Below are 14,114 nucleotides of genomic sequence, written 5' to 3'. Positions count from 1 at the left end.
AAGCCGCAGGAATTCGTCGACCTGCAAAATKAGGCGGACGAGATCGGCTTCCTCGGCGTCATGTCCGGGCCCCTGGTGCGTTCCTCCTACCGCGCCGGCCGGCTCTGGGCCACCGCGATGCGCAAGAAGGGCTGGGAAATCCCGGCCGAGCTCGCGCACATCGAAAGCTCCGGAAGCACCCGCCAGGAAGCCAGCTCGCTGCTGGCAGCTACGGCCTGAACAACCCAACCTTGATGCCCAAAACCTGATACCCAAAAACCTGATGCCCAAAAAATCTGATGTTCAGAGAGGACCAATGATGTTCCCCATCAGAATAGAAATCATCCCTTCCGGGGGAATCGTTGAGCGCGTCACGGACCTGGTGCCGTTGACCACGACGCTCACGGTGACGTGCCTGCCCCATCACGGCATCGAGCGGACCATGCGCACTGCCGTGCAGCTTGGTGTGCTGGGCTACACCGTCATCCCGCACCTCGCCGCGAGGGCCCTGCATGACCGGGCCGAGCTGACCGGAATCCTCCGCGACTGCGATGCCGCCGGCATCCGCGAGGTCTTTGTCATCGGCGGGGACCGGAAGCAGCCGGCCGGCCCGTATGAGTCCGCCCTTCCTCTGCTGGAGGACATCGCGCAGTACACAGGCGGGGTGATGCGGGCAGGCATTGCGGGCTACCCGGAGGGCCACCCCTCCGCCGGCCCCGTGGAGGTGCTGGACGCCCTCCTGGCAAAACAGCACCTAGCTTCGCATGTTGTGACCCAGATGTGCTTCGCCCCGGAGAAAATCCTTGATTTCGCGGCGCTCCTGCGCCGCGAAGGCGTTGAGCTGCCCATCTGGGCAGGGGTGGCGGGGTCCGTGCCCCGGACCAAACTGGTCTCGCTGGCTACGCAGATCGGCGTCGGAAGTTCCCTGAAGTTCCTGAGCCGGAAGGGCCCGCTGGCCCGCAAACTCCTGAGCGGCGACCACTACTCGCCGCAAAGCCTGGTGTCCGGGCTGGAAAACCAGCCTGGCAACCTCGCGGGCATCCATCTCTACAGCTTCAACAGCCTTGACTCGGTTCCCGGCGGACCGGGTCAGGCGCCCATCTCAGCAGCACTCCAGACAGCATTGATTCGAGGAGCAGCACGTGACAACTGAAACCGTAACTTCCCACCAGGAACCGCATCTTGAGCGGCAGCTCAGCAACCGGCACATCCAGCTGATCGCCATTGGCGGCGCCATCGGCACCGGCCTGTTCATGGGCTCGGGCAAAACCATCTCCGCGGCCGGGCCGTCCGTCATCTTCGTCTACATGATCATCGGCTTCATGCTGTTCTTCGTGATGCGGGCCATGGGCGAGCTCCTGCTGAGCAACCTGAACTACAAATCCTTCAGCGACTTCGCAGCGGACCTCCTCGGGCCCTGGGCCGGCTTCTTCACCGGATGGACGTACTGGTTCTGCTGGGTGATCACGGGAATCGCGGACGTCATCGCCATTGCCGGCTACTCCAAGGAACTCTGGCCGGGGCTGCCGCTGTGGATCCCGGGCCTGGCCACCGTGGCCATCCTCCTGCTCCTGAACCTCACCACGGTGAAGGCGTTCGGCGAGACGGAGTTCTGGTTCGCGCTGATCAAGATCGTCGCTATCGTGGCGCTGATCGTGGTGGGCCTGTTTATGATCTTCAGCGGGTTCCAGTCCGATGCCGGCCCTGCCAGCTTCACAAATCTGTGGAGCCACGGTGGATTCTTCCCGAACGAGTTCATGGGTTTTGTGGCCGGCTTCCAGATCGCCGTGTTCGCTTTTGTGGGTATTGAGCTGGTGGGCACCACCGCCGCGGAGGCCAAAGACCCGGAGAAGAGCCTGCCGAAGGCCATCAACTCCATCCCGATCCGAGTGCTGCTCTTCTACGTGGGCGCCCTGATCATCCTGATGTCTGTCACTCCCTGGACCCAGTTCCAGGCTGGCCACAGCCCGTTCATCGCCATGTTCTCCCTGGCAGGGCTCGGAGCCGCGGCAACGATCGTGAACCTGGTGGTGCTCAGCTCGGCCATGTCCTCGGCCAACTCCGGCATTTACTCCACGTCGCGCATGGTCTACGGGCTGGCCCAGGAGGGCGACGCGCCGTCAGTCTTCAGCAGCCTGTCCCGGCGTAAGGTCCCGCAGAACGCCCTGTTCCTGTCCTGCGTCCTCCTGCTCTCCGGCGTGGTGCTGATGTACGCCGGACAGGACATCGGCAAGGCCTTCGACATGGTGACCACCGTGTCGGCCGTCTGCTTCGTGTTCGTATGGTCCATCATCCTGGCCAGTTACCTGGCCTTCCGCCGTCGCCGCCCGCACCTGCATGACGCGTCCAAGTTCCAGATGCCCGGCGGAATCCCCATGGTCTGCGTGGTCTTCGCGTTCTTCGCCTTCGTCCTCTGGGCGTTGACCACGCAGCCGGACACACTTCTGGCACTCCTGGTAACGCCGGTCTGGTTCATTCTGCTCGGCGCCGCGTGGTTCGTGCTGCGCCGGCGCCCCGCGCACTTGGCCCGCTATGAAAGCTTCCAGGCTGAGCTCGCGCAGGACGAGGAATCAGCTGTTGCGCGAAAGTTTGAGAAGGTGCAGAAATGACCGCACAGACCCCAAACAGCCCCGAGCCTGCAGCTGTGGAACCCGGTGCCACGGCAGAGCACATCCTGACCGTCGACTGTGTTGAGTCGCCGGGCATCGTCCATTCGGTCTCGGGATTCCTGCTCAACCACGGCTGCGACATCCTGGACATCAAGCAGTACGGGGACAAGGGGCAACGGCACTTCTTTATGCGCGTCCACTTTTCCTCGGGTTCCTCCTCCGACTCCTCCTTAGGGCGGGATTCCTTCAGCACCGAGGACCTGCGCCGCGACTTCACGCCTGTGGCCGAAAAGTGGGAGATGAATTGGCAGCTGGAGCCGCACGGCCGCAAACGCCGTGTCCTGGTGATGGTGTCCAAAATGGGCCACTGCCTCAACGATCTACTCTTCCGGGCACGCACCGGCGACATCCCGGTCGAAATCGTCGCGGTGGTATCCAACCACCGCGACCAGGAGGGCCTGGTCCAGTGGCACGGCATCCCGTTCTTCCACCTGCCAGTCACCAAGGACACCAAGCCCGAGGCGGAGGCCCGGCTAATGGAGCTGGTGGACGCCTTCGACGTGGAACTCGTGGTCCTGGCCCGTTACATGCAGGTCCTGAGCGATGAGCTCTCAGCACAGCTGGCGGGACGGACCATCAACATCCACCACTCGTTCCTGCCCAGCTTCAAAGGCGCAAAGCCGTACCACCAGGCCTACGACCGCGGCGTCAAGACCGTGGGCGCCACGGCTCACTACGTCAACGCCGAACTCGACGAGGGCCCGATCATTTCCCAGCAGGTCATCGAGGTGGACCACACGTACACCGCTGATGACCTGGTGGCGGTGGGCCGGGACGCCGAATGCGCGGCCCTCCGCAACGCCGTCCGCTGGCATTGTGAAGGCAGGATCCTGCTGCTCGGCAACCGCACCGTCATCTTGCGGTAGGCCATGAAACCGACAAATGTGCCACGCTGGCGCCCAGTGTCGTGGAACGCCATGCCCGTCGGGCAGCCGGTGAGGCTCTCGCAGGACGGCCGCCCTATCGGCTCCGGCACCGTGGACGGAACCACGCCAGACGGATCCATCATCTGGGTTGTCCTTGACGGCTGGTCCGAACGGCGAATGTTTCACCGGGAGGATTATGTTCGGGTCGAAATTAGCGCGTAGCCGGCCGCGGCCAGCGCGCGAGTCATCGCACCGGAAGCGCGCTGATCGGCGGTTGCGCAGGGAAACCTGGGCTGTCATTCTCGCGGCCGGTGCCCTGTTGGCAGTGATCCTGTGGCAGGCACTGTCCTATGGGAACTGACAAAACGCCAGCGGACGACGCCGACTGGGCTCCATAGAAGGTCAAGACGACGGCATCAGAGTCCGTCGAATTCAGACTGGTTCGATTTTGCTGGGCCGGGGTTCAGCAAGATGTCCGTTCTGCTTGCTCGGGATCTCGGTCGGCGCTCAGGGGAGCGCGTACACGCGTCGGGCGTTGTCGCGTCCGACGAGTTGCACGATCCTGCGGGCGTCCGCCTCAGAACAGTCGTCGTCGTCGATCCATCCGCCGACTACCTTGGTGATTGCGTCGCGCCACAGTCTCGCTCCGAGGTAGTGAAGTTCGGCTGGGCCGCCACCGCCGCGCAGCTCGCCGCCTCCATCACCTTCCTGCTCAGCGACGACGGCACCAACGTCAACGGCGCCACCGTCGCTCGTTTACCTGCGTCAGGAGGGCGGCGCAGCCACGGTTCAAGTCCACCCTCCGGACGCCGCGACCGGCTTTCTGGAAAAGTTGCGCAGCCAGGTGTGGGACAAGCCCGAGGTGATAGGGCAGCTGATGACGGCAGCGCCGACGGCCAGGATTCTGGAAGAGGTGGCCCGCGAGGGCCAGGGCGCGGGCTGACCGCTGAGAATCCGATGGTCCCCGCCGGATGAGCTAGCCGCAACTTCATGTCGTCCCAGGACGACGGCGGGACGTCCCGCCGCCGTCGGATTCCATGTCCTCGTTCTGTACCCCGTCGGCTCTTGGGGGTCTTGACCTATATTCGGACGAGGGGAAAGGATCGGACTGCATTGCCGGCACAAAGGAAGGCGGATTTCTGAATGGCTCGAATGCCGCCAGCCACGGTGGACGTGAGTAACACGGTGGTCCAGCGCCTTGTCCGGGACCAGCGGCCCGACCTCGGCGATTGTCCGATAGCGCGGGTTGCGAACGGCTGGGACAACGCGACCTTCCGGCTCGGTGACGGCCTGGCCGTCCGGCTTCCGCGCAGGGCGGAGGCCGTTCCGCTGATACTGCATGAGCAGCGCTACCTGCCCGACATAGCCCGCCGCTCCCCGGTCGCGGTTCCTGTCCCCGTCCATGCCGGCAGGCCGACGTCGGACTTTCCATGGCCGTGGAGCATTGTGCGGTGGGTCCCCGGAGCCGCTGCGGCCGACGTCGGCCCGGCAGACCGCGGGCCGGCGGCTAAAGGCCTGGCCAATTTCCTGCTGTCCCTTCACGTGCCCGCCGAAACGGGCGTCCCGGTGAACCCTTTCCGAGGCGTGCCGCTGACGGACCGTGACGCTGTGCTGGTGGAACGGCTCGGGCACCGCGAACGCTACCCGCAGGCGGCAGCGCTGAGAGCAGTGTGGGCGCAGGCCTGTGCCGCCAAAGCCTGGGATGGTCCGGCGATGATGCTCCACGGGGACCTCCACCCAGGCAACATCCTGCTGGCGGACGACGGCTCCCTGGCCGGCGTCATCGATTTCGGCGACGTCGGGGCAGGGGACCCGGCTGTCGATCTTGCGGTGGGGTGGCTGATGTTCGACGCCGGCACCCGCCACCGCTTCATGGGCGCCTTTGGCTCCGCAGTAGATGGAGACACCTGGATGAGGGCCCGCGGTTGGGCCCTCATCCTGTCCACCGCCATGCTGAGCAACTCCGACGATAATCCGCGGATGTTCGCCGTAGGAAAGTTCGGGATAAGGCAGATCCTGGATGACGGACTTCGCCTGCAACTCTGACGCCAGAGTTAAATGTCAGTGGCGCCTGCCATGCTGAGGGTGTGGAAGGCAAAGCAGCTGCGGAGACGTTGGAGGCCATGGAGGCCTCCCTTGCCAGGTTGTGTGCATTTGCAGGTCGCGGAGCCGGGAACGCGGCCTCGACTGGCGCCGACCCTCTTCGGGACGAAGCGGACGCGTGCCTGGATGGTATGGCTGAGGTCGCCAGCATGGAAGCCAGGCTGGCCGCCCTGAAAGTGCACTTCGCCGCCGGATATGCCCGCGCTGCCGTCGCCATGGCGGGCCCAGCCGTTTCCCCGCAGGAGCGCACCGCCCAGGAAATGGCCATGACAGCAGAGGTGGCTTGTGTCCTGACCGTGAGTGAAAGATCGGCGGCGGCGCTCCTGGCGGAGTCAGCCACCCTGACAACTAAGTTGCCCCTGACGCTGTCTGCGCTGCAAGTAGGGAGCATTTCATGGCAACACGCGCGGGTGATGTGTGATGAAACGTCCGGTCTGGACCCCGCCGCGGCGGCTGCTTTGGAGGCTCATTTCCTGGACCCCGAAGCTCCCTTTGCCGCGCGTGGCTGCCCCGCGGGGGAGCTGGTGCCGGGCAGGTTCCGGGCCAAGGCGCGCAGATGGCGTGAGCTGCACCATCCTGTAAGCATCGAAACCCGCCACCGCAAGGGTGTGGGGGACCGTCGGCTGGAGTATGTGCCGGACCGGGACGGCATGGCCTGGCTCTCGGCATATCTGACTGCGGATGTTGCGGTGGCTGCATGGTCCCGTGCCACGGAAGCGGCGCGTGCCTTGCAGGAGCCGAATGAATCCCGGACCCTGACCCAGCTCCGTGCGGACGTCGCCGCCGACTGGCTGCTGGCGGGGGTGGCGGAAGGAACTCCGTCACCCAAGGCGCAGGTCCTGGTGACAGTGCCGGTGCTGTCTCTTTTGGGCGCCGAGTCGGAACCGGCCACGCTGGACGGGTATGGTCCCGTTCCGCCGAGCATCGCCCGCCGGCTTGTGGGCGATGGCGCCGAATCATTCATGCGTGTTCTGACCGATCCGCGCAGCGGAGCGCCGCTGGAGATCGGACGGACCAGCTACCGGGTTCCGAAGGCGATGCGCCAATGGTTGCGGCTTCGGGACGGCCGGTGCCCTTTTCCGGGCTGTAACAACCATTCCCTGGATAACGAAGCGGATCATCTGTTGGCTTGGTCGGAGGGAGGGGGCACCGGCGTCACCAACCTGGGCCAGCCATGCCGGCGGCACCACCGGCTCAGACACACCACAGCGTGGAGGCCGGTTGACGCGACCCGGTACCAGCCACCCGGCTGGATCTCACCCGCGGGACGCTCCTATCCAAGCGAACAACAAGACTGGGAACCACCACGCTGGCCGCAGCACCTCGGCCACGCGGGTGAAGGCCGGGAGTTGGAACCGCCCGACTGGCCGGACGTACTTGCCGGCGCTGTTGGACCCGGAGAGGCCGGGCCGCCATTACCGGTGGATCCCTTTCCTGACTGGGCACTGTTCATCGCGGCGTAGGATCGGCGCTCCATGTTCCCCTCCCCGTCCAATGAAAGGTTCGAAGGATGTGCCGGCTATTGGCCTGCACCCCTGCCTCCGACGTGACCCTCCGACGTGACCCTGAAAGGCCGGATCGGCCAGAACCCGCGCGACTCAGGCCACCGTCCCCCCGCCCATCACGGTCCGGGTCAATCTCGACTCACCGGACGGGTTCGTCGGGTCTGCCTGCTGCGGCGATCCTGCGACGCAAGACGCCGAGTGGACGGGGAAGAAGGCCTTGATGAAAGTTTCTTCATGACCGTTTCATCCCTGCCTCATTGTTGTCGTTCACGCTGGACACACGAATGGCTTGCGCCGGAAGAGCCTGGGTATGGGGAAGCGGGGGCATGGTGGACGGAGCATGGCTGTCTACTGTTCGGGGGCACGGCACGCCTGGAACGCGTCAATCTGCTGCGTCGCACCACTCGCTGGTGTCTCCGCCAGTCCATGGAATTGATTCCATGGATTGGCCCTCCGCCGTTCCGGCGTCTGCCGACGACGATACCGGCACGTCCTGGCTGGTTCAGCGGGCTTGGCCAGAGAAGACACCGGGAGAATTTGTACTGGAGGTCCGGACGCCGGGAGTGCCAGGCGTCCGGGGAGCTTACTTGCGTCACGGGCAGTTCGAACTAATCCCGTTGGACGATCCGGGGCTTCCCGCCTTGCGGGGGGAAGCGCAGCAGGGGGAATTGATTTCGTATTGGCCATACCATCAGGCTGTCGTCCGGGCGGAGGGCCGCTATATCAAGATCTTCGGGCCCGGGGGCGCCGTCGTACCGGCCGAGCGCTGCGCGCAAATGGAGGTCCTGCTGGACGCCGGCAACTTCACAACGCCCAGAATCCTTCGTCAGAGTTCCCAGGCGGACGTCATCGTTTTCAGCGCCATACCGGGACCGACTCTGAACGAGCTGGGCCGGGTGGAAGCGGCCGTCTGCGATGAAGCGTTCGCCAGGGCATGGGAGAAATGGTCGCGCGCCTGGGTCGCGGAACTGAACGGCTCCCATGGCCCAGCAGCACGAGGCGTTCTCGACAGCCTTCCGCTCCGTTCAGCAGAGTGGGAAGCCACGAAGGTGTGCCGACGGGTGGACGACTGGTTGCGGCACAATGAAAACGTCCCCGAGCTGTCGTCTCAGCGCGCTGTCCTGCGCGCCGCGGCAGAGAACGTGGCCATGAACCTCGCACGGACGGCGCCGGATCCGGTGGTATGGGCCCACGGAGACTTATACGACAAGCAAATCATCGTTCCTGACGGCGACATCCCGCCCGGGCTGCTGGACTTCGACAGTACGGCCCGACACGAGGCCGCCCGGGATCTGGCCGGCCTGGACGTCCATCTGGAGCTTCATCTACGAAATAACCGCATGACGCCCGCACGATATCTGACCGCTCACACGCAGGTGCTGGCCGTGGCCGAGGAACTGCGCGTCAGTCCAGTCCGGTTCGATGCGTACTCGGACGCCATCTGGCTCCGTCTGGCACTTTCGCCGCTACCCGGCCGCTTCTCTCTGGCCATCGGCGTCCTCGCGGAACGGGCCGAAAGGAGCTGAGGCCCTCGAAGCGGCCAGCCCGGCGAGCCCCTGGCATGTTTTGCCGGTTAGGAGCTCACTTAGGTGTAAAAGCGACAGAATGATTGCTACTCTGGATTCTGCACCTAGAGAGAGTGAGCAATGATGCTTCTCGAAAGAGACCTCATCCAGTCCGTCGGCTTCCGCAACGTAACGGACGGCGGACGTGTATCCGGCTTTCAGTTCCGGGTCCGGATGCCTTCCTACCGGGGCATGGCCGCGTCCCTCATCGACGGCATCGCCGTTCGCGTTGGCGGCATCGTCGACGTCGGACCTGACGTTCCGCTGTGGACCTTCGGCGGGCGGACCTACACCCTGCAGCAGCTCTGGGAAAGTGATGGCGTGCGCTGGCCCCTTGAGGAAGCGGCAGTGGTCACCGTTCCCCTCGACGGCGGCCTGCCGCAGGGCGTCCACGAGCTCTCCATCGAGCTGCGGCTGCGGATGTCCTACATACCAGTCGAGCACCAGCCCACCACCCACCGGACCAGCCGCAAGGTGACCCTCGCGCCGGAAGGCGGCGAAGGTACCTTCCGCTACGGCGTTTCCCTTTACAGTTTTATGGGCGATTACGGCACAGTGATGGACCTTGAGGCGGCGCTGGCCGCCGTCGCTGACGTGGGCGCCACCGGCGTCGAGATTCTCGGCGAGGGCCACGTTCCCAACTATCCGGAACCGTCCCCGGCCTGGATCGATAACTGGTTCGGCCTGCTGGAGAAGTATTCGCTGGAGCCGACGAACTACGGTTCCTGGATTGACACCCGTCTTCACCCGGGCCGCACCATGACGGTCGCCGAGGGTGCGGAGGCCCTGCAGCGGGACCTGCGGCTTGCCAACCAATTGGGTTTCGGCTTCGTGCGCCCCAAGATCGGCGTGGTGTCCAGCGATCTGGTCCCAGACCCCATCTGGACCGAGTCCGTGGAACGCTCCCTTGATCTGGCCCACGAGCTGGGGATCATCATCTGCCCGGAGATTCATTCGCCGACGCCCATCAGGCACCCTGTCGTCGAGGACTACATCGGCCTCATCGAACGGACTGGAACCAAGAACTTCGGCCTGCTCATCGACACCGGAATCTTCCAGGACCGGCCCATTCCGCTGCGCGCAGGTGAGACCCGCGAGACCCGGCCGGCCTTCCTCGACGGCATCGGCGTCGACCCCGCCGACTTCGCCGATATCGCCCAGTATGTGGTGTTCGTCCAGGCGAAGTTCCACGACATCAACGAGCGGCTGGAAGACCAACAGATTCCCTGGCTGCCCGTGCTCAAGGCCCTCAAGGACTCCGGCTACACCGGTTATCTCTCCAGTGAATACGAAGGCGAACGCACGCCATGGCGCGCCATTGAGCAAGTGCGGCGCCAACACGCCCTGATCCGCCGCATCACCGGCGAACTTACCTGACCCATCCCCTTTCCCCAGTAAAGAGAGCAACAATGCCAAACGGACTTCTTGACGATGCAAGCCTCCGCACCCATCCCGACGGTCTCGCGCTTGCCCTGACCCTGCCGTGGTACCGAAGTCTGTGGCTCTCCTCGGTCTCCAGCCTGCGGCTCACCGTCGACGGCCAGGATATCCCCGCCGGGGACTTGTCCCTGGAACTGGGCGGTGTCCGCTATGCGCTCCCGGACCTGCCCGCTCAAAGCGAAACTCTCTGGTACCTCCAGGAACATCCCTTGCTCATCGCCACAACGGAGAGCCCTGTTGCCTTGGGCGAGCAGCACACCGTCCGGCTCATCGGTGAGCTGCGCCTGCCCTACATGCAGATTGCGCCCGGCAAGGACGGCGGTCCCGGCATGTACGTTCCCAACTTCGTGAACCAGACGTTGGAGCTGACCGTCACGGACAGGGCTTCGGCGGCGCCGGAACTGACGACGGCGGTCACGCCGCCCCCACCGAAAGCGGAGGAAGATCCGTTCTCGCTGGGGCTCACCCTGTACTCGGCAAGCGCCGAATACCGGGCCGGCTGGTACGACTTCGACGGTCTGCTGAACCGCGTGGCCGAGCTCGGCATCGGCCCCGGGATCGAGATTGTGGCATCGCAGGTCCTGCCTACCTATCCCAACGTGACTGACGACTTCGTGCGCTCGTGGCAGCGCGCCTTCGACAAGCACGGCTTCACCGCCAGCTCCTTCGGCGCCAATCTGGACATGGGACGCCGCCGTGACCGCGACATGACCCCGGACGAGGAGTACGAGTTCACGCAGACACTCTTCCACGGCGCCAAGAAGCTCGGTTTCCCGCTCGTCCGCATCCAGAGCGCGAAGCCGGAGCTACTTCGCCGGCTGCTGCCGCTCGCCGAGGACCTCGAACTCAAACTTGCCTACGAGATCCATGCACCGCTGGGACCCAACTCGCCCGAGATCATGAAGGTCCGCGACGTCTACGCCGAGCTTGATTCACCGCTGTTGGGCTTCGTGGCTGACTTCTCCTCAACCATGCACAGCATGTCTCCCACGCTCCTGCGCGCGGTTCGCCGTGCCGGGCTGGACGATGAAGCTGTGGAAAGGCTGCAGGGTATCTGGGGCACTGAGGCACCGATGCGGGTGCGGCAGGAGGAGTTCATTGCGTACCTGCGGGGACGTGACTTCGATCCTGCCCGGCTTGGGTCCTTCGCCCACCTAGCGTTCAACATGCACGGCCACGTCAGCCCGAAGGAGTGGGCTGACATCATGCCGCAAATCATGCACGTCCACGCGAAGTTCTACGACATTGATGAGCAGGGCAACGAGCCGGCCATCGACTATCCGGAACTGGTCCGCGTATTCGTCGAAGGCGGCTACCGCGGTTACTGGTCCAGCGAATGGGAAGGTCATGCCTTCGCTGAGCTCGGTGAGGTGGATCCGCTGCTGCTGGTGCGGGAGCAGCATGACCTTATCCGCAAGAGCATGCGGACGGCGCTGGCATCAGCCTGAGCTGAAAGACCGACGTCCCATAGCCTCGATGCCCGTCCGTTTAGCCGGCCGGGCATCGAGGCATTTAAGGGGCTTCCTTGGTTGCGGCGGCTGCCACGATGTCGGCAGCCTCTTTGAAGAGGCCCCGCATCCACTCATGCTCGGAGTCGCGGTTGTGCACGGGGTGCCACCACAAGGCATTAACCAGCGGCGTGGCATCGAAGGGCAGCGGCAGGATCCGAATCCCGCCCACGCGCAGGGCGAACGGCACCAGGGCCGCCTGGATGAGCGCGATCCGGTTGGTCCCAACCACAAAATGCGGCAAGGACTGGAAGCTTTCAACAACCACGTCCACGCGGGGCTCAACGCCCAGCTGCTGGATCTGCCGTTCCGCCGACGTTGAGGCTGAGCGCGTCTGATAGGTCATCACCCAGGGAAGTTCAGCGATGTTTTCCATGGTGATTTGCTCGCCGACGGCTTCATTTGACGTGGAGACCACGGCCACCCACCCGTCCCTCCACAGGTCCAGGTAGGGCAGCCCGGTGAGGAATCCATGAGGAATCACCATGCCGTCCACCGATCGAAGGCGGTTGGCTGCATCCTCCACCACCATCGGATTGTGGAGCATGAACCGGAACCGGACACCTGGGGCGCGCTCGGCTGCAAGCTCGGAAACAACTCGGCCAATGGTAGTGAAGCCGTAATCCGAGCCGTAGATGGAGAACTCGCGCTCGGATTCTGTGGGCTCCCAGGTGGCCTGGCTTTCGAAGACACGGCGTGCGGCCTCCAGCGCGGTGGTGGTGTGCTCCGCGAGCCGGAGGGCGAAGGGGGTGAGCTCGTAAGCATTGCCGCGGCGGGCCAGGATCGGGTCCCCAAAGTGGGATCGGAGCCGGGCGAGCGAGGCGCTGAGCGCCGGCTGGCTGAGGTGGAGCCGCTCGGCCGCCCTGGTAACGCTTCGCTCGGTAATGAGGGCATCCAGCGAGATCAGCAGGTTGAGGTCGAGACGGGAAAGCAGGACATGTTTCGTCACGGCGCAGCGATCCTTTGGGAGTGGAACCGTTTCAAGGGAGTGTATCAGCGGGATCAATAACGTAGGCGAAGCCATCAGGGATCTGGATGGACCTTCCGCGGACCCCCGTTAAACTTATGTCCGTCATAGCAAAGACTTATGTGTGTTTTAGGCACATCTCCTGCATACTTGTGAGTGACCGGGGTCACGACACCCGGATTTTTGGACAATGAAGTCAGAAAGGCTGGACATGACACAGCACCGTCGCTATTCAGGCCTGAAGGTCGGCGCCCTCGCCGTCCCCACCGTCGCAGCACTCATTCTTACCGGTTGCTCGGCCTCCACCGGCAGCAGCTCCTCTTCGGGTGGTTCCCAGGAATTTTCACTGTCCTTCGCGACATCCAACACCATCGAGAGCCCCTTCCAGGTGTTGGCAGAAAATTACATGAAGTCACACCCGAACGTGAAAATCACCTTCAATCCTCAGCCGAACGACTCCTACGACCAGACCCTGCGCACACAGCTCCAGGCCGGAAACGCCTCAGACGTCGTAGTGACCTCACCCGGCTCCGGCACCGGCCGCAGCATCCTGCCGCTCGTCCAGGCAGGTTTCCTTGAGCCGCTTGACGATGCCGCGAAGCAACTGCTCCCCGAGGGAAGCGCCAGCACCTTTGGAACCGACGGCAAGGTGTACGGCCAGGCCACGGAAATCACGATCTCTGCCTTGGTGAGTAATGAGACGGCTGCAGCTGCAGCCGGCGGCTTCCCTGCCGACTATTCCTCCCTCCAGCAGCAGTGCAAGGCTCTGGAGTCCTCCGGTAAATCCCTCTTTGCCCTTGCCGGATCAGCCCCTCCCAACACAGGGCTGATGGCGATGTCCCTGGCAGCCTCGCGCGTCTACGCGGAAGACCCGAAATGGAACGATAAGCGCGCTGCCAAGGAAACCACCTTCGCCGGCTCGGACGGTTGGAAGGCAGCCCTCGAAGCAGTTAATACCTTGAAGGACGCGGGCTGCTTCCAGAAGGGTGCTGCCGGCGGCGGCTTCGATGCCATCACCAAGGGGCTTGCCAGCGGAACGTCCGTGAGCGGCTTCATCCCGGCTCCAAGCTGGAAGCAGCTGCAGTCCGCCGCCGGGGGCTCCCAGTTCGCCGTACGGCCGTTCCCGGCGGAACAGGGCTCAGGTAATAGCTACGTATTTGCCAGCGCAAACTACGCCTTCTCCATCAACGCGGCCTCCAAGAACAAGGACGCTGCCAAGGCCTTCCTCGACTGGGCCGCCCAGCCTGAGCAGACCAAGGCCTTCGCAGAAATCGACGGTGCCCTGCCGGTCAGCGGACTCGACAAGTACGATTTCGACGCCGGCGCCTACAAGAACGTCGGAGGCCTGATCAAGGACGGCAAGTACGGCCCCCTGCCCAACATCCAGTGGCCGAATTCCGCCGTCTACGACGCACTGGCCACGGGGGTCCAGGGCATCATCACCGGCCAGAAGAGCCCTGACCAGGTCCTGCAGGCTATGGACGCGGCCTGGGAACAGTAGAGTTCTTCACC

General features: G+C 64.2%; 10 protein-coding genes and 2 pseudogenes. 11 read left to right on the top strand and 1 reads right to left on the bottom strand.

What is annotated here, in order from left to right; genetic code table 11:
• The 10 genes and pseudogenes from AC1DDH_RS14360 to AC1DDH_RS14315 form a co-directional block, all read left to right on the top strand.
• Nucleotides 1-219: pseudogene (locus AC1DDH_RS14360) on the top strand (lipoyl synthase); the annotation flags it as partial.
• A gap of 76 nt (nt 220-295) precedes the next feature.
• Complete coding sequence (locus AC1DDH_RS14355; RefSeq protein ID WP_476955689.1) at nt 296-1,132, top strand: methylenetetrahydrofolate reductase; 837 nt, start codon at nt 296-298, stop codon at nt 1,130-1,132.
• Entirely contained in the window at nt 1,122-2,588 is a 1,467-nt protein-coding gene (gene cycA / locus AC1DDH_RS14350; protein ID WP_476849732.1) for a D-serine/D-alanine/glycine transporter, read from the top strand. The genes AC1DDH_RS14355 and cycA overlap by 11 nt, the downstream gene beginning before the upstream one ends.
• Nucleotides 2,585-3,514: a formyltetrahydrofolate deformylase gene (purU, locus tag AC1DDH_RS14345; protein ID WP_223913465.1), complete on the top strand. Its 930-nt coding sequence runs from the start codon at nt 2,585-2,587 to the stop codon at nt 3,512-3,514. The genes cycA and purU overlap by 4 nt, the downstream gene beginning before the upstream one ends.
• Before the next feature lie 672 nt (nt 3,515-4,186).
• Nucleotides 4,187-4,267: pseudogene (locus AC1DDH_RS14340) on the top strand (short-chain dehydrogenase); the annotation flags it as partial.
• A gap of 390 nt (nt 4,268-4,657) precedes the next feature.
• Entirely contained in the window at nt 4,658-5,560 is a 903-nt protein-coding gene (locus AC1DDH_RS14335) for an aminoglycoside phosphotransferase family protein (RefSeq protein WP_476955688.1), read from the top strand.
• A gap of 77 nt (nt 5,561-5,637) precedes the next feature.
• Nucleotides 5,638-7,080: an HNH endonuclease signature motif containing protein gene (locus AC1DDH_RS14330; RefSeq protein ID WP_476955692.1), complete on the top strand. Its 1,443-nt coding sequence runs from the start codon at nt 5,638-5,640 to the stop codon at nt 7,078-7,080.
• A 659-nt stretch (nt 7,081-7,739) separates the two neighbouring features.
• Nucleotides 7,740-8,648, top strand: coding sequence for a phosphotransferase (locus AC1DDH_RS14325; protein ID WP_476955687.1), 909 nt, complete (start codon nt 7,740-7,742; stop codon nt 8,646-8,648).
• Nucleotides 8,649-8,771: 123 nt separating this feature from the next.
• Nucleotides 8,772-10,064 carry a C-glycoside deglycosidase beta subunit domain-containing protein gene (locus AC1DDH_RS14320; protein WP_476955691.1) on the top strand — a complete coding sequence of 431 codons (1,293 nt, stop codon included), beginning with the start codon at nt 8,772-8,774 and terminating at the stop codon, nt 10,062-10,064.
• Nucleotides 10,065-10,096: 32 nt separating this feature from the next.
• A complete protein-coding gene (locus AC1DDH_RS14315) occupies nt 10,097-11,575 on the top strand; it encodes a sugar phosphate isomerase/epimerase family protein (RefSeq protein ID WP_476955686.1) in 1,479 nt (492 codons plus the stop codon).
• A 64-nt stretch (nt 11,576-11,639) separates the two neighbouring features.
• On the opposite strand, the gene AC1DDH_RS14310 is transcribed toward AC1DDH_RS14315, so the two are convergent.
• Entirely contained in the window at nt 11,640-12,584 is a 945-nt protein-coding gene (locus AC1DDH_RS14310; protein ID WP_223913469.1) for a LysR family transcriptional regulator, read from the bottom strand.
• Between the two features lie 229 nt (nt 12,585-12,813).
• Between AC1DDH_RS14310 and AC1DDH_RS14305 the strand changes: the two genes are divergently transcribed.
• On the top strand, nt 12,814-14,103 hold the full coding sequence (locus AC1DDH_RS14305) for an ABC transporter substrate-binding protein (protein WP_476857625.1): 1,290 nt from the start codon (nt 12,814-12,816) through the stop codon (nt 14,101-14,103).
• Nucleotides 14,104-14,114 lie beyond the last annotated feature (11 nt).

The organism is Arthrobacter sp. 10T425 (assembly GCF_056393985.1).
This window is presented reverse-complemented; position numbering and strand designations above follow the sequence as displayed.